21 protein-coding genes and 1 rRNA gene are annotated in these 22,296 nt (G+C 61.2%); 9 read left to right on the forward strand and 13 right to left on the reverse strand.

From position 1 onward, the window contains the following. The 5 genes from BP869_RS09640 to BP869_RS09660 all read right to left on the reverse strand — a co-directional run. Positions 1-299, reverse strand: a 16S ribosomal RNA gene (locus BP869_RS09640); the annotation flags it as partial. Between the two features lie 914 nt (positions 300-1,213). Further along, positions 1,214-1,696 carry an SMC-Scp complex subunit ScpB gene (scpB, locus tag BP869_RS09645; RefSeq protein WP_342679150.1) on the reverse strand — a complete coding sequence of 161 codons (483 nt, stop codon included), beginning with the start codon at positions 1,694-1,696 and terminating at the stop codon, positions 1,214-1,216. After that, positions 1,674-2,393, reverse strand: coding sequence for a ScpA family protein (locus BP869_RS09650; protein WP_342679152.1), 720 nt, complete (start codon positions 2,391-2,393; stop codon positions 1,674-1,676). Before BP869_RS09650 ends, scpB begins: the two co-directional genes overlap by 23 nt. Next, positions 2,386-5,826: a chromosome segregation protein SMC gene (gene smc / locus BP869_RS09655; RefSeq protein ID WP_342679153.1), complete on the reverse strand. Its 3,441-nt coding sequence runs from the start codon at positions 5,824-5,826 to the stop codon at positions 2,386-2,388. The genes BP869_RS09650 and smc overlap by 8 nt, the downstream gene beginning before the upstream one ends. 11 nt (positions 5,827-5,837) lie before the next feature. Beyond that, complete coding sequence (locus BP869_RS09660; RefSeq protein ID WP_342679155.1) at positions 5,838-6,422, reverse strand: hypothetical protein; 585 nt, start codon at positions 6,420-6,422, stop codon at positions 5,838-5,840. Between the two features lie 280 nt (positions 6,423-6,702). Between BP869_RS09660 and glyA the strand changes: the two genes are divergently transcribed. From glyA to cofE, 4 genes are read left to right on the forward strand one after another with little or no spacing between them, the layout of a single operon-like run. After that, positions 6,703-7,947, forward strand: coding sequence for a serine hydroxymethyltransferase (gene glyA, locus BP869_RS09665; RefSeq protein WP_342679157.1), 1,245 nt, complete (start codon positions 6,703-6,705; stop codon positions 7,945-7,947). Further along, complete coding sequence (folD, locus tag BP869_RS09670; RefSeq protein ID WP_342679158.1) at positions 7,944-8,789, forward strand: bifunctional methylenetetrahydrofolate dehydrogenase/methenyltetrahydrofolate cyclohydrolase FolD; 846 nt, start codon at positions 7,944-7,946, stop codon at positions 8,787-8,789. The genes glyA and folD overlap by 4 nt, the downstream gene beginning before the upstream one ends. Further along, the gene (folP, locus tag BP869_RS09675) at positions 8,771-9,580 is read left to right on the forward strand and encodes a dihydropteroate synthase (RefSeq protein ID WP_342679160.1); all 810 of its coding nucleotides are present in this window, start codon (positions 8,771-8,773) and stop codon (positions 9,578-9,580) included. The genes folD and folP overlap by 19 nt, the downstream gene beginning before the upstream one ends. Continuing rightward, a complete protein-coding gene (gene cofE, locus BP869_RS09680) occupies positions 9,577-10,380 on the forward strand; it encodes a coenzyme F420-0:L-glutamate ligase (RefSeq protein WP_342679162.1) in 804 nt (267 codons plus the stop codon). The genes folP and cofE overlap by 4 nt, the downstream gene beginning before the upstream one ends. Here cofE and cofC read toward each other — a convergent pair. Beyond that, positions 10,306-10,947: a 2-phospho-L-lactate guanylyltransferase gene (gene cofC / locus BP869_RS09685; protein ID WP_342679164.1), complete on the reverse strand. Its 642-nt coding sequence runs from the start codon at positions 10,945-10,947 to the stop codon at positions 10,306-10,308. The genes cofE and cofC overlap by 75 nt on opposite strands. Before the next feature lie 181 nt (positions 10,948-11,128). Here cofC and cofG point away from each other — a divergent pair, with 181 nt between their 5' ends. The 5 genes from cofG to BP869_RS09710 all read left to right on the forward strand — a co-directional run bounded on the left by cofG (position 11,129) and on the right by BP869_RS09710 (position 14,122). Then, complete coding sequence (gene cofG, locus BP869_RS09690) at positions 11,129-12,112, forward strand: 7,8-didemethyl-8-hydroxy-5-deazariboflavin synthase subunit CofG (RefSeq protein WP_342679166.1); 984 nt, start codon at positions 11,129-11,131, stop codon at positions 12,110-12,112. Next, a complete protein-coding gene (gene purC / locus BP869_RS09695) occupies positions 12,109-12,816 on the forward strand; it encodes a phosphoribosylaminoimidazolesuccinocarboxamide synthase (RefSeq protein ID WP_342679168.1) in 708 nt (235 codons plus the stop codon). The genes cofG and purC overlap by 4 nt, the downstream gene beginning before the upstream one ends. Positions 12,817-12,820: 4 nt before the next feature. Then, positions 12,821-13,066, forward strand: a complete 246-nt coding sequence (gene purS, locus BP869_RS09700) for a phosphoribosylformylglycinamidine synthase subunit PurS (RefSeq protein WP_067052649.1) — start codon at positions 12,821-12,823, stop codon at positions 13,064-13,066. After that, the gene (gene purQ / locus BP869_RS09705) at positions 13,063-13,764 is read left to right on the forward strand and encodes a phosphoribosylformylglycinamidine synthase I (RefSeq protein WP_342679171.1); all 702 of its coding nucleotides are present in this window, start codon (positions 13,063-13,065) and stop codon (positions 13,762-13,764) included. Before purS ends, purQ begins: the two co-directional genes overlap by 4 nt. Before the next feature lie 64 nt (positions 13,765-13,828). Next, entirely contained in the window at positions 13,829-14,122 is a 294-nt protein-coding gene (locus tag BP869_RS09710; RefSeq protein ID WP_342679173.1) for a ferredoxin-thioredoxin reductase catalytic domain-containing protein, read from the forward strand. Between the two features lie 443 nt (positions 14,123-14,565). On the opposite strand, the gene BP869_RS09715 is transcribed toward BP869_RS09710, so the two are convergent. The 7 genes from BP869_RS09715 to ppsA form a co-directional block, all read right to left on the reverse strand. Continuing rightward, the gene (locus BP869_RS09715) at positions 14,566-15,747 is read right to left on the reverse strand and encodes an MFS transporter (RefSeq protein ID WP_342679175.1); all 1,182 of its coding nucleotides are present in this window, start codon (positions 15,745-15,747) and stop codon (positions 14,566-14,568) included. 1 nt (position 15,748) lies between these two features. Further along, the gene (locus BP869_RS09720; protein WP_342679177.1) at positions 15,749-16,357 is read right to left on the reverse strand and encodes an METTL5 family protein; all 609 of its coding nucleotides are present in this window, start codon (positions 16,355-16,357) and stop codon (positions 15,749-15,751) included. 48 nt (positions 16,358-16,405) lie between these two features. Continuing rightward, positions 16,406-16,813, reverse strand: coding sequence for a hypothetical protein (locus BP869_RS09725; protein WP_342679179.1), 408 nt, complete (start codon positions 16,811-16,813; stop codon positions 16,406-16,408). A 573-nt stretch (positions 16,814-17,386) separates the two neighbouring features. After that, positions 17,387-18,340 (reverse strand): diphthamide biosynthesis enzyme Dph2, encoded by a 954-nt coding sequence (gene dph2 / locus BP869_RS09730; RefSeq protein ID WP_342679181.1) that lies wholly within the window; start codon positions 18,338-18,340, stop codon positions 17,387-17,389. Beyond that, positions 18,318-18,869, reverse strand: coding sequence for a hypoxanthine/guanine phosphoribosyltransferase (gene hpt / locus BP869_RS09735; RefSeq protein ID WP_342679183.1), 552 nt, complete (start codon positions 18,867-18,869; stop codon positions 18,318-18,320). Before hpt ends, dph2 begins: the two co-directional genes overlap by 23 nt. Continuing rightward, positions 18,862-19,959, reverse strand: a complete 1,098-nt coding sequence (gene mfnA, locus BP869_RS09740) for a tyrosine decarboxylase MfnA (protein WP_342679185.1) — start codon at positions 19,957-19,959, stop codon at positions 18,862-18,864. Before mfnA ends, hpt begins: the two co-directional genes overlap by 8 nt. Beyond that, a complete protein-coding gene (gene ppsA / locus BP869_RS09745; RefSeq protein ID WP_342679186.1) occupies positions 19,952-22,243 on the reverse strand; it encodes a phosphoenolpyruvate synthase in 2,292 nt (763 codons plus the stop codon). Before ppsA ends, mfnA begins: the two co-directional genes overlap by 8 nt. Positions 22,244-22,296: the final 53 nt, after the last annotated feature.

The raw sequence follows: 22,296 nt of genomic DNA on the forward strand, positions 1-22,296 counted from the left end.
GAATCCATCTCCGGGCTCTTGCTCCCACAACCCGTACCGATTACAGGCTTGTTGGGCCGTTACCCCAACAACAACCTAATCGGCCGCAGACCCATCCTGAGGCGGCGGACCTTTTACCTACAAAGCATTCCAGCATTCATAGGCTATGGGGTATTATCTCCAGTTTTCCGGAGTTATCCCCCTCCTCAGGGCAGGTTGTCCACGTGTTACTGAGCAATGCGCCGAGGGCCGAACCCTCTCGACTCGCATGGCTTAATCGAACCCCGATAGCAGTGACCTCTGGCAGGATCAACCAGAATTTGAAGTATAGGCACACTATCAATTTTTCTTAAAGGGATTAGCGGTTACTAAACAGATTTCCGCATTGCCAATGCCAACGTCAGAATCAACACCGACCAATCGGTGATTTTGATTCTCCATCAAAACACAGAATCGAGTTCTGTGCCCCTTTTTGGGAGCGACTTTGAGTGTCGTTCCCGAGTGACTTCGTGGGATTACAGTATTGGACATCAAGGGATATAAACCTTTGTGGCCAACCTTCTGAACCAGAGAAACTGATTCAGAGTCACTGTGCGAGGTAACAATCTACGACTTTAGAGTATATAAGGCTTTGTACCCCGTGAAGAGTTACAAAGATCTCACCTCAGAAGTCGGAACCCCAGTGGCTGATTCCGGTCTTGCCGGAGTCATCAGCACCAGTCATCGTGCTCTACTATGTTGCACCTTGTAGGATATAAACCTTTGTTGCTCCCCTTGGAAGGGGCGAAAGGCAGACATCCAGACACACCATAACCGAGCGTGAGATAACAATCTTGGAGTTCGGGAGATATAAACCTTCGCAGTCGCCCCGGAGGGCGTTAAAGGAAGATCTACATCTTCGCTACCTCAGTTCCATGAGGGTCGATTCCGATCTCGTCGGATTCATCGACCCCAGTCATCTTGCGAGGTAACAATATTGGGAGCCCCACAATATAAACCTTCGCAGTCGCCCCGGAGGGCGTTAAAGGAAGATCTACATCCCAGAGCACCAATCCCCACAGATTGCAGAGCAACCCGCGGGAGCCACCTTGTGTGATAACAAATTTAGTCTTTGACGTATATATACCCTTTCTTTCCCGGAAGACCCGAGAAATGGATACATCCACAGGGGCATTCGCCCCTGTGGGTCGTCTCAGACACGACCTCAATATGTTGTCGTCTCTTCCATATAAACCTAATCTGTATCCAGGCGCTCCTGACCGCCCGCGAGATCGGCGGTCTTGAAGTAGCGTGAGAATTCCGGCGTCGTCTGGAGGACATAACTCCTCCCCTCGCGCTGGCGCGCTACCAGATTCCGCCCCACCAATTCGTCCACATGGGCGTACGCGCCGCTCCCCCGGATCTCCACCAGATCACTCTGCAGAATCGGCTGCCTATAGGCGACCACAGAAAGGGTGCGCAGCACCGCACGCGAGATCTCCGGGCGGACCAGAGGATAGACCAGATCGCTGAACTCCTCTTTCAGGACCATAAACACACCCTCCCCCGAGTCCAGTACCTCAAGAGGAGATGCGCGCTCCAGAAGGCGCCCGGAAAGTTCCGCCGCAAGCGCAGGCACATCCTCGTGCCGCACACCAAGCATACGCTCCAGATCCCGATACTCCACCGGCGCGTCGGCCACAAAAAGAACCGCCTCAAGCATCGCCACTCTGTCCATTCTCTTTCCTCCTCACATACACGTCGCCAAAATACTCTTCCTGCCAGATCTCGACCGTCCCCTCGAGCATGAGAAAGAGGAGCGGGATATAGACATCTATCGTCCCGCGCCCGAGAGAGGAGCAGAGGGAGCGCATCGTCACCGCAGAACCCTCAGGGGCCAGTCTGCCATAGCACGCCATCACCGCCGCCGCCGCCGCCCCATAGTCTTCATCATGGGCCACCGAGACGACATCTGAAGCGCGGATCAGGTCATCTCCCGGGGGACGGGGACTCTGACGCTGGCGTTGACGGCGACGCTCCTCTTTCTCAGCCGCCTTCAGTTCCGTGATCAGTTCATAAAGGGTGACAGGCCTGTGCCGCACCTTCTTCCGACCAATCCTGCGCCGGATTTCCCGTTCGAGGTGCTCGATCGGTTCCCCGATCTCAGGCCCACCAAAGTCGTCATCCTCCTCCCCCGCATCAACATCACCCTCCATCTGTTCCTCATCGGGATCAGCAGAAAGGTATTCTGACTTCATCCGCAGGAGAGTCGCCGCGTAGAAGAGAGTCCTCCCTGAAATAGCGAGGTCGAGTTCCTGGCACCGTTCCAGTTCGGATAGAAAGCGATCGGTCACCTCGACAATATCAATATTCCAGGGATCGATCTCCCCGCGCTCCGCGAGGCGCACCAGGATCTCAACAGGTTCCTCATGCATGATTCTCGACACCGGTGACGAGTGTACTCTTGTCCGGGCGGATCGTCACGCCCATGATCCTGTCCGCGCACTCGATCATCGGTTTGCGGAGGGAGACCGTGATGAATTGTGCATTCCGAGAAAGTTCCCGGATCATGGCAGCAACCTGCTCCACATTCGAACCGTCGAGGAACATGTCCACCTCATCGAACGCATAGAACGGAGCAGGGAGATATTTCTGGATCGAGAAGAGGAAAGCGAGAGTTGTCAGGGACTTCTCTCCTCCGGAGAGAGCGGAGAGAAGTTGCACCTTCTTCCCGCGCGGTTGGACTGCAAAGGTGAGACCGCCGGCGAAGGGATCCTCCTCATCATCCAGCGCAAGGTGACCGCTCCCGGCGGTGAGCCGCGCAAAGATCTCCCTGAAGTTCGCGTCTATCGCCCTGAAGGCCGTCATGAAAGAGTCGTATTTCATCTTGTCGAAGTGCTCGATCCGCTCGATGATGGAAGTCCTCTCGGCCGAGAGGACACCCTTTTTCCGGGTCCGTTCCTCGATCCTCTCCGCGACTTTCCCGTACTCCTCGATGGCGAGCATGTTCACCGCCCCGAGCGCGCGCAGGGATCGATCGGCCTCCGTGATCCCCTCCTCGATCTCGGCCAGGGAGAGGTCGGTCTCCTCCCCCCCATCCACCTGCAGGGACTCAATCTCGATCATAAGCGCATCGGCCTTCTCGGTGAGAGTCAGGACCAGAAGACGGATGCGGTCGGCCTGCGCGTTCAGTCCGGCACACCGCTTCTCTGCGGCGGCGATCTTTGCGGCGATATCATCGCGTTTTGTGCGCAGAGAGGTAATCTCGGCGGAGAAGGACTGCTGCCGTTCCTCAAGTTCCGCGATCTCGGTACGCGCCGATGCGATCTCCTCTCCGGCCGAGGCGACCTCGCCATCGATCCCACGGTTCTTCCCGGCCAGACGGTCGCGCTCGGCAGAGAGTTCCTGCACCCTCTTCTCGAAGTACTGCCTTTCGCGCTGGGCATCGGTGATGTCGGCCTCCTTGTTCCGCAGCCTCCGCTCGACACCCTCATACTCCCGCCGCGCCCGTTCCAGTTCCTCGGTAAGGCGCGGGATCTCGGTGTCGTCCAGTTTCTTCTTCAGTTCGTCGATCTGTCCATTCAGTGCCGCAAGGGCGTCTCCAACCCCGTCAAGCTCAGTCTCGACAGCCGCAAGGGCGGTGGCGCTCTCTTCCACCTCGCCCTTCAGGGTGGCAAGGTCTCTGCCGACCCTCTCCTCCTCAGCCTTCTGAGACGCCAGACGCCGGCCGTACTCCTCGATGACAAGGCCATAGCGCGCGAGGCCCTGCTCGATCCCGGCGCGCTTCTGCCGACCCTCGTCCACCTCCGCGGTGAGGCGGGAGATGGACTGTTCGAACCCGGCCGCCTCCTCCTGCTTTCCGGCAAGAGCATGGGAGACCTTCGCGATCTCGTCTTCGACCGCCGCGCCGAAGCCTCCTCCCTGCTTCTTCTTCAGGAAACCGCCAGTCATCGCCCCGGACTTCTCCAGGAGTTCGCCTTCGAGAGTGACCATCCTGTACTTCCCGAGGAGGCGGCGCGCATTCTCCAGGGTGTCCACCACCACGGTCGAGCCGAAGACCTGCTGGAAGGCAAGGTCATACCGGCGATCGAAGGAAAGAAGGTTGACCGCATAGTCGATCACGCCGGGATCGCGCGCAGGTGGGTACTCCCGCGGCTTCATCTTATTGAGGGGGAGGAAGGTGAGCCTGCCAAGCCTCCCTTCCTTGAGGTACTGGATCGCACCCGCGGCAATTGTGTCGTCCCCGGCCACGACATAGCGGAGCTTACCCCCGGCCGCCACATCGAGGGCGGTGGCGTACTCGGGAGGGGCACGGCCGAGCTGGGCGACTGTACCATAGATGCCGTCCATCGCAAGCACCGCCTCAAGGGCGGGGCCGCCGGCCCCGTCCCTCGACTGCTGCTGCGCTTCCAGCCGCATCATATCTCGTTCGTCTGTCTGGATCTCCTTTCTGAGACGTTCGAGGGACGACCGCCTGGCAAAGAGGGTGCTCTCCGTCTCGGAGAGCCGGCGGTCGAGGGCCGCCTTCTCCGCCGCAGCCACCTCAGTTGCCTTTCTTGCCTCCCCTATCCCGGTCTCCAGGGTGCCGTACCCCGCACGCGCCTCGGCAAGGCGCGCCTCCAGCCGCTCGATTTCCGAGGTCCGCATCCTGCTCTTCTCGATCAGCAGGTCCTGTTCGTGCAGGAGTTCGGAGCGCCGGGTCTTCTTCGCGCCGGCCGCCTCCATCAGGGAGAAGAGTTGCTGCTTCAGGCCCTCGGCCTCTTTCCCGCCCTGCGAGATCTCCGCTTCGAGGTTCTCGGTCTTCGCCTTCGCGGCGGCGCACTCCATCGCAAGGTTCGCCCTGTCGATGGAGAGGGCCCTGACCTGCTCGGTGCAGGCTGTCACCCGTTCGGAAGCACGCTTCTCATCGAGGAAGGCCCGGTTGATACCCTCCAGGTTCTCGTCCTTCTCCTTTTTCAGGCGGGCGATCGCCCCTTCTGCAACCTTGATCCGTCCTTTCGCCTCTTCAAGAGCAGCGATCAGTTTGAGATATTCGGTGCCGCTCTTCTCGTTGATCTCGGCATCGGCATCGGCAAGGTCGCCCCTCAGGTACGCCAGGTCGTTCTCCTCGATCCCGAGGTCGGCAAGGGCGCGCTCAAGGGCAAGGTTCTGGTCCGCGATCTGGGTGGTGAGGGAAGCGTGCTCGGCACGCATCTCGCGCACGCGTGCTACAGCCCGGCAGCGCTGGAAATGCTCAAGCCGCTCCTTCCAGTGCTGGTACGCCAGCGCCTGTTCCCGCTCCTGCTTCAACGCGTCCAGGCGGTCGTTGAGCTCGAAGAGCACCACCTCCTCGCGCTCGATCCGTTCGCGCACCACTTCGAGTTCGTCGAGGGCCCGGGCCTTCTTCCCTTCGAACTCGGAGACGCCAGCGATCTCGTCGATGATCCTGCGCCGATCGCCGTCGCTCATCTCCATGATCCTGGTGATGTCGCCCTGCATCACCACATTGTAGCCCTCGGGCCTGATCCCGATCTTTGCGAGGACCTCGATGATATCGTTCTGTTTGACGAGCCTGCCATTGAGATAATTATAGGAATAATAGTTGGAGGCCGTCCTCTTGATCCGCCGCCTGATCTCGGTGCCGTCAGAAAAGGTGATCGCCACCTCGGCGGTGTTTTTGCCTGAGTTGAGATTGATGAGATCGGTCAGTTTCTCGGCCCTCAGACCGCGGGCGCTCGCAAGGGCGAGGGCGAAGAGCAGGCTGTCGATGATATTGCTCTTTCCCGACCCATTCGGGCCAGACACAACGGTGAAACCCTCTAAAAACGGAATGGAGGTCTTTTTTGCAAAAGACTTGAAATTGTCGATCTCAATTCCGGTGATGTACACCAGGCAGCCCCTTATTTCCTGATACTCGTGTCGTCCTCTTCCTCTGCAAAGATGATGGCGCCGGCCCGTCTCTCCGTATTCCTGCGAGAGCCGGACCGCCGCTCAGAGGTGAGACAGGCAGGGGCCTGGTTTGTGGGGGCAACGATGTAATCGGAATGTTTTCGCCGTTCCTTCTTGAGTGTCCCGTCGGTCTGCATGATGAGGTCCATGCCGCTCTCGTCCTCCTCGGGGGCAGGGGCAGGGATGACAACCTTCTGCGGGGCAGGGGCGGCCGCGGGCCTGCGGACGACGTCTTCCTTCATTTCGGGGACCTCTTCGATAAAGACCTTCGGCTTCATACGTTCCGCCCGTTCAACCTCTGCCTTCGCCTCAAAGGCGCGGTTGAGCCGCATCGTCACCGTCTTGAGGTCGAGCACCTCATCGGTCAGTCCCTTGACGAGGGCCTCCATCTCCTTCAACCGCTGTTCAAGCCGGTAGATCCGCTCGTCTTCCGGCGACGCAAAAGTCTTCTCCGAGTCCCGCATCGACACAATCTCCCTCTCCCTCTCTTCAAGTTGATGCTCAAGGAATTTCACTTTGGCATCTTTATTGAGCATATTGTCCCTCAAGATTAAGATGATGCTATTGACCTATAATGATTGTGCTCTTATTCTCCGCCGATCCGGAGACAGAATAATAAAGGGCAGAATACCAGACTGACGCCCGGACACCCCGACAGGGAGGGCGAGACAGGGGAGTCTGACCCCGCGGGGGAAAGAGGACGAAAGAAAAATAACCGGGATCCTGCCGACCGGGAGAACAATCCCCGGAACATGGCGGCATTCTGCACTGACAACGGCCGAAGACATAATACTGATCACGGCGATGTTTTTGTACATGTCTAGTCTTGCCAGTACTGATCCAGAACTCACGGAAATTATCGAAAAAGAGCGCCTCAGGCAGATAAACGGCCTTGAACTTATCGCATCGGAAAATGTCGTATCGAAGGCCGTCATCGAAGCCGCAGGCTCGATCCTGACCAACAAGTACGCCGAAGGCTACCCCGGAAAGAGGTACTACGGCGGCTGTGAATACTATGACATAATCGAGAACCTCGCACGGGACCGTCTTTGCCAGCTCTTCGGCGCGGAGCATGCGAACGTCCAGCCCCACTCGGGCTCTGGCGCCAACATGGCCGTCTACTTCGCCACCATCAAGTACGGCGACAAGATCATGTCCATGAAGCTCTCCGAGGGCGGCCACCTCTCCCACGGTTCGCCGGTGAGCTTCTCCGGCAAGATGTACAACGTCGTCCAGTACGGCGTGGACCATGAGACCGAGGTCATCGACTACGCGGCCCTCGCCGACATGGCACGGAAGGAGAAGCCGCAGATGATCGTCTGCGGCGCCTCGGCCTACCCGCGCGAGATCGACTTCAAGGCCTTCGGCGAGATCGCCGAGGACGTCGGGGCCTCCTGTATGGCCGACATCGCCCACATCGCAGGCCTTGTCGCCACCGGCCTCCACAACTCCCCGCTGGACGTCCTCCCCTTCACCACGACGACCACTCACAAGACCCTCCGCGGCCCCCGCGGCGGCGCGATCATGTGCCGCAAAGAAGACGCACAGGCCATCGACAAGGCGGTCTTCCCCGGCCTGCAGGGCGGCCCCCTGATGCACATCATCGCTGCCAAGGCAGTCTGCTTCAAGGAAGCGCTCACCCCGGCCTACAAGGACTACTGCAAACAGGTCGTCAAGAACGCCAAGACCCTCGCCGCTACCCTCGACTCCGAAGGGCTGCGCCTTGTCTCTGGCGGCACCGACAACCACCTCATGCTCCTCGATCTCTCTGACAAGGGCCTGACCGGCCTGCAGGCCGAGAACGCCCTGCACGACGCCGGGATCACCGTGAACAAGAACACGATCCCGCGCGAGACCCTCTCCCCCTTCGTGACCAGCGGTCTGCGGATCGGCACCCCGGCCGTCACCTCCCGCGGCATGAAAGAAGAAGAGATGAAGCAGATCGGGCACTTAATCGCCACCATCCTCAACGACATCGAGAACAAGGAGAAGAACGCAGGGGTGAAGAAGGAAGTCGAGGCACTTGCGAGCAAATTCCCCATCTACGCGGTAATCGAATGATTCTCGACGGCAAGGTCCTATCGGAGAAGAGGCTCGAACTCCTCAGGGAAAAGATCGAGGAGTCGGGGCTCTACCCCCACCTCGCCACGGTTCTGGTGGGCAGCGACCCGGCCTCGCAGATGTATGTCCGGATGAAGCACCGGGCATGCGAACGGGTCGGCATCGGATCGGTCCGCATCGAACTCCCTGAGACGGCAACGACGCAGGAAGTCCTCCAGGCGGTCGAACGCCTCAACAACGACCCCGAGATCTCAGGGATCCTGGTACAGCTCCCCCTGCCGCGGCAGGTGGACACGGAGAGGGTGATCAACGCCGTCTTCCCGGAGAAGGACGTCGACGGCTTTCACCCGGCGAATGCCGGGAAACTCTTCGCCGGTCAGCCGCAGTTCGTGCCCTGCACACCGGGGGGCATCATGACGATGCTCTCCGAGTACGGGATCCCGATCGCCGGCAGGAACGCCGTCGTTGTCGGGCGGAGCGTGGACGTCGGGAGGCCAATGGCCGCCCTGCTCCTCAACGCCGACGCAACGGTGACGATCTGCCACTCGAAGACGGTGGATCTCCCCGCAATCGTGCAAAGAGCCGACATCCTGGTTTCCGCAATCGGCAGGGCCAGGTTCGTGAAGGCCGAGATGGTGAAAGAGGGAGCGGTTGTCATTGACGTCGGCATCAACCATGATGAAAACGGGAAACTCTGCGGCGATGTCGACTTCGATTCTGTCGCGGAGAAGGCTTCGGCCATCACCCCGGTGCCGGGCGGCGTCGGGCCCATGACCATTGCAACCCTCATGGAAAACACCTTCAAGGCCGAACAGGCGAGGTCATGCAATCCTGTACTGTAAAGGGCATGACAGTCGGCGGCGGGGCACCCGTCCGCATCATGGGAATCATCAATTGCAGCCCCGAATCTTTTTTTTCCGGATCTTATGTCCCGGGATGCGCCGTTCGTGACCATGCCTTCGCGATGATCGACGAGGGCGCGGATATCGTCGACGTGGGTGCGCGGTCAACCGCACCGGGATCGGTACCGATCACGGTTGCTGAAGAGATCGAGAGGATTGAAACAGCCCTTGCCGAACTCGACGGGAGCGGCGTCGCGGTTTCGGTAGACACGATGTACCCCGAGGTGCTTGATGCCTGCCTGCGCCACGACATCCATTTGATCAACGACATCAGCGGCCTCTCGAACCCGGCGTACGCACGCCTCGCGGCAGATTCCGACCTGCCGGTCGTGGCCATGGCAACCGGTCGCCTCCCCGGCGACCCGAAGGGAACAGAGGCGACTCGCGTCGTCCTCGGTCAGGTGATAGAGCGTGCTCGCGCCGCCGGGATCGAGGGCCTGATCCTCGACCCGGCGGTCGGTCGGTGGACACCGGAACGGACCTATGCCGACGACTGGGAACTCTGCCGCAACTTCGGCAGGTTTAAAGCAGCAGGGCACCCGATCCTCCTTGCGATCTCGCGCAAGTCCTTCATCGGCGACCTGATCGGCCGGCCATCGGAAGAGCGCCTCGCGGCCACCCTCGCCCTGACGGCGAGACTCCTCACGGACGCGGATATGGTGCGGACCCACGACGTGGCGGCGACGCGCGATGCAGTCCGTGTCATCGAACATATGGAGCAATCACTATGAGCGGATGGTTCAGTGTCTATGCCCTGCATACCGGGCTTATCCATGACGGCGACGACCTGACCGGAAAGGTTCTCGCGGCGGCCGACGCCGCCCCCTGCCAGGGAGTGCAGGACGGGGACATTCTCCTCCTCGCCGAATCGGCGGTGGCAACGGCCGAGGGAAGGGTCGTCAGCCTGGATTCTGTCACCCCCTCCGCGGAGGCACTCACCCTTGCAGAGCGCTACCACCTTGAGCCGAGGATCGCGGAGGTCGTCCTGCGCGAGTCAGACTGCGTGGTCGGCGGGATACCGGGCTACCTTCTCACCCTCAAGAACGGCACCCTCCTTCCGAATGCGGGTGTGGACCACTCAAATGCACCGGACGGCGCCGTCGTGCCCCTCCCGGCCGACCCGGACAGAAGCGCCGCACAGATGAGAACTGCGATCGGGGAGAGACTGGGGGCAGACATCGGCGTGCTTGTCATCGACTCCCGCACCCACGCCATGCGCCTCGGGTGCAGCGGTGTCGCCATCGGATGTGCCGGCATCCGCGCGGTTGTCGACGAGGCCGGAAGGCTCGACCTTTATGGCAGGGAACTCGAAGTAACGAAAAGGGCGGTCGGCGATTGTCTCGCCTCGGCGGCCGAACTTCTCATGGGGGAGGCCGACGAGTGCGTCCCGGCCGTGCTCTTCAGGGGCAGCGGCATCGGGATCACGGACGATGTCGGGATCCCGACGATCGACGCCTCAGACTGTCTCTTTATGGGTGCGGCGCTCCACGCCGACCCTGCCCTTTTCAATAGAAAGGGCAAAACCGAGTGACTCGAGGTACCTGCGGGCCGCCCCGGCCCCGTGGATCAGAACCTCGACCAGATCCTCTTTTTCGTCCACGTCAGTATGGAGCCTGAATGAATCGACGACTTCGCAGGAGAGGCCGGCATCGGCCGCAATCGCCGCGTGTTTCAGGAAACTCGCTCCATAATAGTCGACATGATACCGGGACGGTTCCCGCACGAAGATCGCGTTCGTCCCCCCGCCGCGGCCGGGCATGATGGCAATGTCGGCTGACGTCGCGATCATCCGCGCGATCGCCGCACCGTCGGCAAGGGGGAGGTCGGCCATGATGATGAGCAGGGGGCCCTCTGCCGAGGCAAGGGCACGGTTCAGGGACTCGTTGAGCCCGGCCGGATCGACAGTCACCGGGGCGTCGGGGTGCTCGAAGGGCGCGGTGCAGAGGAGGAGAGGGGCGCACCCCCCCATGCACACGGCACTGATAACATCGGAGAGCATCGCCCGTGCAAACGCTTCCCTCTCCTCCTGGTCCATCACGCAGGAGAGGCGGGTCTTAGGATTCTTCGGCTTGAAGGGGATGACAGCATCAACTGGCATTTCAAAAGACTTTGGCCTGATACCCCGAAAAAACAATCGGATTTGCCACGGCCGCGCATGTCGGCCCATGCAGTCGATCTCGCGCCTCGCCTCTCCGGACAGGCCCCCGGCAGAGTGATAGAAATCCCCTGCCGCCACCGACGCGAAGGTTAGATGAAGGTGGAAGGGGAATGGTACCTGCATGCACCGCCGGGTGATCACCTTTTCACGGAACATCTTCCTCCCGCTCACTACAGTCTGCGCGAACGCCTGCAGTTACTGCTGTTTCAGGAGAGACGTCGCCGAAGGGTGCGTCATGCCGCCCGGAGAGGTGCACCGGACGATCGACGGGGGAGCGCGACTCGGCTGTACCGAGGCACTTTTCACCTTCGGCGAGAGGCCGGGCGAGGTACCGGGCTTCAACGATCACCTCGCCGCGATCGGTTATGCCGATATCCTTGACTACTGCTATGACCTCTGCGCGTATGCGATCGGGGCCGGGGTTCTGCCGCACACCAATGCCGGCATCCTGACCTACGACGAACTCACACGCCTCCGCGACGTGAATGCCAGCATGGGGCTGATGCTTGAGACGACAGCCGATGTCCCTGCACACCGGAACTCACCCGGGAAGGATCCCCTCGTCAGGATCGAGATGATCGAAAATGCAGGGAGACTCAGGATACCCTTCACGACCGGTATTCTCGTCGGGATCGGGGAGGCGGCCGCGGACAGGGAGGAATCCCTCGAAGTGATCGCCGGGCTGCACCGGCGCTACGGTCATATCCAGGAGGTCATTGTCCAGAACTTCTGCCCGAAGGAGGGGACAGGGATGGCAAACATCGCCCCGGCGACGACCGAAGTGATGGCAGAGACGATCAGGCTCGCCCGCGAGATCCTGCCTGAGGAGGTCGCCGTCCAGATCCCGCCAAACCTCGCCGATGCCGCCTCGCTCCTTACATGCGGGGTCGACGACCTCGGCGGGGTCTCCCCCCTGACCATCGACTATGTCAACCCCGAGCACCCCTGGCCGCAGATCCAGGAGCTCAAGAACCTCGTCGGGGACGCAACGTTGCAGGAGCGCCTCTGCATCTACCGCCGCTTCATCGAGAAGGGATGGTATGCGGAGAGGCTGGCGCCGTTGATCCACAAACTCCAGAAAAATATTGAGGAGAGGTCTTTGTGACTGAACAGGAACCTATCTACCGCGGAAAGGCAAAGTCCGTATTCCGCTCTGACAACCCTGACGAACTGATCGTGAAGTTCAGGGATGATATCACCGCCTTTGACGGTGCGAAGAAGGACGAACTCGCACAGAAGGGCGCATACAATGCCCGGGTCTCGGCGTATCTCTTCAGGTACCTGGAGGAGAACGGCGTTTCGACGCACTTCGTCCGGATGGAGGACGAAACGACGATGATCGTGCGGCCCCTGAAGATGATCCCGGTCGAAGTGATCGTCAGGAACATCGCTGCGGGCTCCATTGTCAGGAACTACCCCTTCGAGGAGGGCGCACCCCTGAACCCGCCGGTGATCGTCCTCGACTATAAGGACGACGCCCGCCACGACCCCATGATCAACGACGAGATCATCGTCGCCCTCGGTTTCATGACCACCGAGGAGATCGCAGAGGTCAAAATGGCCGCCCTGAAGATCAACGACCTTCTCAAGGAGAAGATCGACAAAATCGGCCTCGACCTTGTCGATTTCAAGCTGGAGTTCGGCCGCCACGGCGACAGGATCCTCCTCGGCGACGAGATCTCCATGGACTCGATGCGCCTGTGGGACAAGAAGAGCCATGCTTCGATGGACAAAGACGTCTACCGCTTCGACAAGGGGGACGTCATGGCCACCTATGCCGAGGTCGTACGGCGCCTCACCGGAGAGTGAAATAATGAAGTACACTGCCAAGATCACGATTGCCCTGAAAGACGGGATGCTCAACCCCGAGGCGCGTGCGATCCAGCACGCCCTCGCGAACCTCGGATTCACGACTGAGTCCCTCTCCACCGCGAGGGTCTTCTTCGTCACCCTCGATGCCGCAAGCGCCGACGCCGCACAGGCCGAGGCCGAGAAGATGTGCGAGCGCCTGCTCGCGAACCCGGTCATCCACCGCTACGAGGTCGAGGTCGCAGCATGAAGTTCGCGGTGGTCCAGTTTGGAGGGAGCAACTGCGACCGCGATGTCCAGTATGTCCTTGCCGATGTCTGCGGCGTGGACTGCGACCTCGTCTGGTACAAGGACGGGCTGAAGCAGGACTATGACGCGATCGTCATTCCGGGCGGCTTCAGTTACGGCGACTATCTGAGGGCCGGGGCGATTGCCGCACGGACGCCGGTTATGGACGCGATCCGCCGCCATGCAGATGCAGGCAGGCTTGTCCTCGGGATCTGCAACGGCGCCCAGATAGGGGCGGAGAGCGGGATGGTGCCCGGCACCTTCACGACCAATGCCACGCCGAAGTTCATCTGCAGACCGGTCTGCCTGCGGGTCGAGACCGCCGACTCGCCCTTCACCCGCCTGTATAAGAAGGGCGAGGTGGTCAGGATCCCGATCGCCCACAAGGAGGGGCGGTATGTCGCGGCCCCGGAGACTCTCGCGGCGCTCAACGCGGAGGACAGGGTGGCGTTCAGGTTCTGCGACGAGGCCGGGAATGTCACACCGGCGGTGAACCCGAACGGTGCCGCGGAGAATATCACCGGCATCATCGGTGGCAATGCGAGGAACGTCCTCTGCATGATGCCGCACCCGGAGCGCGCCTCAGAAGAGGTGCTCGGCTCTGCCGACGGGAAGAAGATCTTCCTTTCCATGATCAAGACGATCGAGGAAGGGAACTGATCCCTTTTTTTCACGCGGGGCCGCCCCGCGAAAGAATTTATCTCCTCCGGCCGATAGTCTCGCGATGACAGATATCGCACAGGAAGAACTCGAAGAGCAGATCCTGAAGTGGGCAAAAGACTACGCCCAAAAAAACGGCTGGACACTCAACCCGGATGACAAACAGTTGCAGACCGTCATCAGGGGGCTTGCACGAAACACGATCCGGTTCGGCGAGCAGTACTGCCCCTGCCGCCTCAGGAGCGGCGATGCCGGGGAGGACAAGAAGATCGTCTGCCCCTGCATCTACCATCGGGACGAGGTGGAGAACGAAGGGCAGTGCCACTGCCGTCTCTATTTCCAGAAGACGGACGCATAAAAGACCGGATCACGGAACAAAGAGGTAGTTTGGAGGGCCGCCTCTCTTTTTTTGGGTAATCCTGGTTTTCTGAGATTTCGACCCTGAAAAATTCCAGTTCTGGTGTGCCTACGCCGGGGGACTACGCCCCCGCCCTCGAAGACCTATGGTCTTCTCGAACTCGCTGACGCTCGTTCCCCGCTCAGGATTGGGGGTGGATGACAGTCTCGCGTTTCAGGATCTCTGCTCAATCTTCCCGGGACCAATCGCAAGGGGGGGTCCGGAGGAACGACCGAAGGGAGTCGAGAAGACGAAGTCTTCGCTGTGCGAGCGTCAGCGAGCTTGAGAAAGCCAGAGGCTTTCGAAAAGCCCCCGGCTTATATTGTGGGGAAGGCGGTGGATCAGTCTCCTCCATCGCAGGGGACTCCGGTATCCCACCCAAAGTGGAGAACGGGGAACGCCACTTATCCCCGTCCGCCCGACCCCCTTCTCCCTGCCAGCGCTTTCCAGGGGTACGGGACAGCGAAGACGAGGAGGAGGGCCGCGACGACCGGGAGGGGGAGGGTGGCAAGGGCGGTCCCGAGGGAGGAGGCGTCGGCTATCGCACCGGAGACGGCGACGCCAATCCCGCCCGCACCAACGGCAAGGCCGAGCATCAGTCCTGAGGCGAGCCCGACATTGCCGGGCATCACCTCCTGCGCCATCGCCACCGTGACCGAGAAGGTGGACCAGAGGAAGAAGCCGAAGATGAGGAGTGCGACGTACGAGAAGGCGCCCGACGAAGTGAGGAAGAGGACGAAAAAAGGGACAGAGGCGGCAAAGCCGAAGACAGTCCACTCCTTCCTTCCGTAGGTGTCGGAGAGGACGCCGCCGACATACTGCCCGACAACGCCGGCGACGAGCATCAGGGAGACGAGGGTGTTGGCAGTGAGGAGGCCGACGCCGAGGTGGACGTGGAAGTACGTCGGCAGGTAGGCGATGGCCGAGAAGATCACCCAGGAGCGCAGCGCCCCCACGGCGACGATGAGAGCGATGGGTCGATATGAGGAGGGGGCCTCATGCACCATCGGCCTGACCGCATGTTCGGTTTCGGCACCCTCGCGGGGGAAGATCAGCGGCGAAAAGAGGGCGGTGACGATACCGATGACGGCGAGGACGAGGATGCCGGGGAGGCCGAGGGCGCTCACCGCAAGCCCGGCGAGGACCGGACCGAGGGCGAAGCCGAGGTTGCCGCCGATGACGAAGATGGAGGTGAGCCTCCCCCGGTTCTCGTTCCGGCTCGCCCTGTTCACTGCCGAGAGGGCAAGGGGGTGGAAGGTCGCGGCGCCGAAGGCAGCGAGAGCGGCGCAGATGAGGAGAAGGGAGTAGTCGCCGACAAGTCCGAAGGCCCCGATGCAGAGGGAGGCGATGAGGAAGGGGACGGCAAAAGGAACGGAAAAGCCCCGCCTATCCGAGAGGTAGCCGACAGCAGGCTGGAGGAGAGAGGAGGTGATGTTGAACGCGGCGACGAGGAGACCGGCAAGGAAGTACGACCAGCCGTGCGTCGCGATGAGGAGGGGGAGGACGGCCGGGATGACCGGCGAGTAGATGTCGATGACGAGGTGGCCAAAGGAGAGGGAGAGAACCGACTTCAGTTCCTTGAGCACCTCAACACCTCTCGATCCGCAGGATTTCGACCGGGATATCGAGGCGGTCGCGCCGGTGGAAGGCGAAGGTGCGTGGGATGGTGAAGGAGCCCCCGACGGCGGCGGTGATCCGGCCGCGGCCGGAGATATAGGTCTCGATAAAGGGGCGTGACCCGGCGTTGAAGATGCCGTAGACGACGTCGGCCGAGGCGAGGGCGCAGTCGACGAAGGGGCGGTCAGCGTGCTTTTTCTGGGCGCCGAAAGGGGGGTTCATGACGACGGTGTCGAAGGTCCGCGGCCGGATCGGGAAGGTCGGGCCGATCTCCCCGCAGACGAGGTCGACCTCCGCCCCAACAAGGGCGGCATTTGCCTGCGCGGTCCGCAAGGCCGCCCTGTCGACGTCGACCCCGACGACCTCTCCGGCCCCGATGAGGGAGGCGCCGCAGGCGAGCATCCCTGTACCGCAGCCGAGGTCGAGGACGCGTTTCCCCTCGATCGCACCCTCCCCCGAGGCATGGTGGAGGAGGCGAGCGGCGACAGTCGCCGGCGTGGCGTACTGTTCGAGCGCCGGCTTTGGCGCAGGAAATCCGGAGAGTTTCTGGAGTGTCATCTCAAGATGCCGCAGGCGCATATCTGTATAATACTTGGAAAAGGAGGGGGATGAACGTGCCGGAGGGGGTCAGCCCTGGGAGGGTGCCAGACGGTAATAGGTCCCATTGTACTCGATAACCGCAGAGACCACAGTGCCGTTCACCGAGCGCGCCTGCATATAGTCCCACGAGAGAGCCAGGTCCTCATCTCTGTTGAGGACGATTGCACTCCAGTCGTTTTCGGGCGGCGGGAGGAAGAAGAGAGGGGTGGGACGCCGCACCTTCTTCCCCTCGACGATAAGGTCGTACAGGGCGGGGTGGGCGGCGAAGTCCTCTTCGGTGAGATGGATGACGACGGAGGAACTCACGGACGGAGGGGAGCAGGGAGCGGCGATCACATGCTCCGGCGTCCCTGCGACCATTGGGAGGAAGAAGAGGGTAGAGAAGAGAGCGAAGGCAACGAGAAAGAGGAGGGCGTACCTGAGGGCCGTGCGCATGGCAGACCCTCTCCCCGGGAAAAGAAATATCTGCCGGTCCGAGTCGGGAAAATTCCGGTTTGGGTGCCTGTTCCAGGGGGTTTCACTCGAAAATCAGAGATTTTCTCAAGGTCGCTATCGCTCGTTGCCCCCTAACCCCCCATCTTAGGATAGGGGGTGGAGGGCAATCTCTCTCCTCAGGAATCCTGTTCGCTCTTCCCGGGGCCAATCCTAAATCGGGGGTCCGGGGGAACGACCGAAGGGAGTCAAGAAAACCGAAGGTTTTCGAGGTGCGAGCGTCAGCGAGCTTGAGAAGACCGTCAGGTCTTCGATGAGCCCCCGGCAAACAGTGAGGGGAAGGCAGTGGATCCGCGTTCTTCTCCGGGGGACTACGCCGAAAATCAAAGATTTTCTCGACTCCCTTCGGTCGTCCCCGACTCAGGAGTGAACCCGGAAGGAAAGATGATATCATCAAAGAGGAGATTACCAGTATTTTCTATCCTAAAAATGGGGGAGCGGGAGGCTTATTCCCCGGCATAGAAACGTGGGAACAGGAATACTTCAGAGTCCAAAAAATAGGAAATATTCCCCTCTTCAGATCTCGTCGATGACGTAGTCCTCCCACGCACGCACCCCGACCAGGATCTCAAACTCCTGGGGGGTGAGGAGGGGGACAGGGAAGCGGACCTGATCATCATACGCGAGGCGGGGGCAGGCGGTGTTCACATAGGCGCCGCACCCGAAATTGGTCATCTCCGCGGCCGAGACCTCGCGCATCGTGATCACGACCGCCTTCTCCGAGAGGGCGGCGAGGCGGGCGGCGAGCGCGGGCCGCGCCTGCCCGCTCTTTGTCGAGAGAAGGATGCCGATATTCTCCGCAGACCGCGCCTTCTCGATGAGGGCGAAGCGCCGCCGGAGAAGACGGTCGGCCGAGACCTCCTGTAACTCCCCGGTATAGGGATCGAGGGCGACGACCCTCTTCCCTGTCGCCATCTGGACGCCGATCGCATGGAAGACCCCTGTCCCCACAAAGAGGATCTCAGGGGCCGCAAGGGCGCGGGCATTCGCATAACTGCAGCCGAGCACCTGGCCGGGCAGGGGGGTGCGCCCGCCGCCGGGTGCAACCTCGGCCGCAATGCCGTGCGCGGCGAGGGCGGCGGCGATGCCCGGCAGGAGGTGGACGTGCTGGACCGTCGTGACGAGCCCCACCTCCTGTCCGGAGAGGAGGGGAGTCGCTGCGGCGACGACCTCTGGGTCGAAGTCGAAGGGGAGATATTCGTAGACGACGCCCGGCCGCTCCTCCACAGGGGCGTGGCCGATATGGACGAGGAGGTCGGCGCCTGTCAGGGCGACGGCGTCAAGGGCAAGGTCGCACGCGCCATAGCAGGGGTCGCCAGCTACCGCCGTCACCTCTATACCTTCGGCCGCGAGGGCCCGAGCGAGGGGAGCCGCATGGCGTTTCAGCCCGTCAGGGAGCTGGAGGACGACACGCCGCGCGTCCTCGGCCTTCACCCGCGCCGCAATATCAGCGGCACGAATCGGTGACATGAACCCCGTGTTCGTCGACGTCGATGGTGACGAGCGTGGTGAATGGGCGGTCGAGAGAGGGGTTCCCGCGGCGGATCACGACACAGATATCCTCGATCTCCGCACCGGCACTCTCCAGGGCGGCAATGACCGCCTTGAGCGTGCCGCCCGTGGAGATCACGTCGTCGATGATGACGACGCGGTCGCCCTTCTCGATCCCGTTCAGGTAGAGTTGCCCGCTCGAGTAGCCGGTCGACTGGTGGACGGCAACCTCGCCGGGGAGGCTGTACTGCCGCTTCCGGATGATATTCAGGGGTATATCGGTCACCAGGGAGAGAGCGGTACCGATGTGAATGCCCATCGCCTCGGCGGTGACGATCTTGTCGACGCCGCGGAGGTCCATGACGCTGACCATCGCGCACGCCACCTCGCGGAGGAGGCAGGGGTCGAGGAGGGGCACGCCGTCTGTGATCGGGTGGATGAAGTAGTTGTATTCTCCCCGCCGCACGATGGGGCAGGACTCAAGCGATGATTTCAGCCTTTCAAGCATCCATTTCACCTACATCTCTGAGAAATTCTTCGATCACGTCCCTGTGGACATGGGGCATCATGACCGTACGCATGTGCCCGCGCCGGGTCCAGGAGACCCGCCAGCCGGGCGGCACGGCGCCGGCCTCGAAGGTCGCCACATTCAGGTCGGGAGTGACCGCCCGGCGGTACCCGAGGGTCTCCATCCCCTCGATGAGCCGCGCGGTGTTCTTCATGCACCCCTCGACAACCGCCCTCATACCGCTCATGCCAAGGTGTTCGAGAACGGCGAAGGCCCCGACGACTGCACCGCCCGAACGCGTCCCGGCAAGGGTGCACTCCTGCTTCACGGTAAGATAGGGCGTCTCCACGTTGAGGAGGTTGAACCATGCAGGGTCCCTGACGACAAGGCAGCCGCACGGGATCGTGCTCATCCCCATCTTGTGAGGGTCGACGGCGATGCTCGCTACGCCTGGAAGGGCAAAGTCGAAGGGCATGGGTTTCTTCAGGAAGGGGATGACAAGGCCGCCAAAGGCCGCGTCCACATGAAGGGGAACGCCCTTATCATGGGCGATGCCCGCGATCTCCTGGATCGGATCGACGACGCCGTATTCGGTCGTCCCGGCGATCCCGACGATGCAGCAGGTGTTCCCGTCGATACGTTCCTGCATGGCCCCGGTGTCCATCCTGAAGGTCTCGTCGCAGGGCACGGTCCGCATCTCGAGGTGGAGGATGTCGCAGGCCTTCTCAAAGGAGAAATGCGCCGACTCAGGGACGATCACATTCGGGCGGCGCGACTCCTTCATCTTTGCATAGATCCTGAGAGCCTGGAGGTTCGACTCGGTCCCCCCCGAGGTCGCATAGCCTCCGGCACCGGCGTGGTGGAAGAGAGCGCCGATACGTTCCACCAGGAGTTCCTCGATGGAAGCCGTCCCCCGGAAAAGACCGGGGTCGCCGAGGTTTGCCTCGATGAACATCTGGTGCGCACGCACCGCTACCGGATGGGGGACCGTGCACATCGAGCTGAGTACATGGTGATAATTGGAATCCTCTCTCTTCTTTAAAGAGAGGAAGGAAAAGAGTTCTTCCTCTGATATACCTGTTTCATGCATTCTTGAGTCTCACAGAGTCGAGGATCATCCGCTTCTCGGTCCGCGCTGCAGTCTCGCGGATCTTCGGGACAGCGTCGATATTTGCCGAAACGCTCGTGATACCGTTCTCGATGAGCCACTGGACCATTGCGGGTTCAGAACCGGCCTGACCACAGATGGAGCACTCGACACCATACTGCCGGCAGACGGCGATGGCGTCCTTGATCAATTTGAGGACGGCCGGGTGCCGGGGGTTGTACATCGGGGCAACGAGTTCGTTGTTCCGGTCGATGGCGATGGTGTACTGGATCAGGTCGTTCGTGCCGAAGGAGGCGAAGGAAACGCCGGCCTTGCAGAAGTCCTCGATGAGGATCGCGCAGGCCGGGATCTCGATCATGATGCCGAGGGCGATCTCGTCCACCTTCACACCCCAGGAAGCGATGAGCTCCTTTGCCCTGACAAACTGGTCCGGGTGGGAGACGAGGGGGAACATCAGGCCAAGGTTATCGTAGCCCGCGTCCCAGAGCCGCTTGAAGGCCTCGATCTGCATCCTGAACTGTGCCGGGCTCTGGAGGTCGCGGCGGAGACCGCGCCAGCCGAGCATCGGGTTGTGCTCGTCAGGTTCTTCCTCGCCGCCGAGCATGTTGCGGAACTCGTCGGTCGGGGCGTCGAGGGTCCTGACCCAGACCGGCTTGCCCGGGAAGGCGTCGAGGACGACCTTGATACCTTTGTAGAGCTCGGTAATGAACTCCTCTTCCTTACCCTGGGAAATGAACCAGCCCGGGGTCTTGTTCAGGCCGAGGATGAGGTGCTCGATCCTGAGGAGCCCGACGCCGTCGGCGCCGGTAGCAGCGGCCCGCACTGCGGCTTCGGGGAGGGAGACGTTCACCTTGATGCTCGTCGCGGTGATGACCGGAGTCTGCGCAAAGACAGCGCCGGCCACAGGGGCTGCGGAGACTGTCGGGGTTGCCGGGGCGGCTGCGATAGCGCCTTCAAAGACAAGGCCCTTCTCACCGTCGAGGGTGATCATCTGCCCATCCTTCAGGGTCTTTGTAGCCTTCTTCGTCCCGACGACCGCAGGGGTGCCGAGTTCTCTGGAGACGATCGCTGCGTGGCAGGTCATCCCGCCCTCGTCGGTGACGATGCCGCCGACCTTGCGCATCGCCGGGACCATGTCGGGGTTTGTCATCTTGGCAACAAGGATATCGCCTTCCCTGACCTTGCCGAGATCCTTGACATCGTGGACGATGATCACACGGCCGCTCGCGACACCCGGCGAGGCGCCGTTCCCCTCAAGGAGAATCTTGCCGAGGTCACCAGCGGTGGCCGGCGCCTTCTTTTCGCCTGCCTTGATGGTGGTGATCGGACGGGACTGGAGGATATAGATGGTGTCCCCGACGATCCCCCACTCGAGATCCTCCGGGACGCCGTAGTGCTCCTCGGAGATCCGGGCATATTCGGCAAGCGCTTCTACCTCGGCACCGGAGAGGACGGGCATGTCCTGGCGGTCCTTCGGGATGGTCACCAGTTCGGTCCCGTGGTCCCCGGTCGGGACGATCATATATTCCTTGTTCGAGATGAGTCGGTCCACGATCCGCTTCAGACGCCTGTCATAGACATATTTGTCCGGAGAGACACTCCCTGAGACCACGGCCTCGCCAAGACCCCATGAGCCTTCGATGATGGTGAGGGGTTCGCCGGTGACAGGGTGCGACGAGAACATGACACCCGATTTCTCCGACCTGACAAGTTGCTGGACGACGACGGCGATGTTGACGGTCTTGTCGTCGAAGCCCTGCTTTGCGCGGTAGTAGATGGCGCGGGCACCGTACAGGGAGGCCCAGCACTGCTGGACCGCCTCGATGACCGCGACCTCGCCCTTGATGTTCAGGTATGTCTCCTGTTGACCGGCGAAACTCGCATCAGGCAGGTCCTCTGCGGTAGCACTGGACCTGACGGCGACAACCATCTCGCCGTTACCCATCTTATCATAGGCTACAAGGATCTCCTCCCTGATATCTTCGGGCATCTTCGCACCGATGACCATCGCCTTGACATTCTGCGAGATTTCCTCGAGTTCGTCGCTGTTTTCAACATCGAGGTCAACAAGCAGGTCAAAAAGGGAGTCTTCAAGCCCGGTGTCAATGAGAAACTTTCTGAATGCCTGGGCCGTTACCACAAATGCATCGGGGACGGGCAGCCCGACAGAGGTCATTTCACCGAGGGATGCACCCTTTCCCCCGACGAACGGGATATCATCCTTTGATATCTCTGAGAGCCACAAAATGTTGGGCATTTCGGTCATTATCGCACCACATATATGGTGGGTCTGACGAATCATATAGATTCTCCCTCCCC

It is taken from the genome of Methanofollis sp. UBA420 (assembly GCF_002498315.1).
Taxonomy (GTDB): Archaea; Halobacteriota; Methanomicrobia; order Methanomicrobiales; family Methanofollaceae; genus Methanofollis.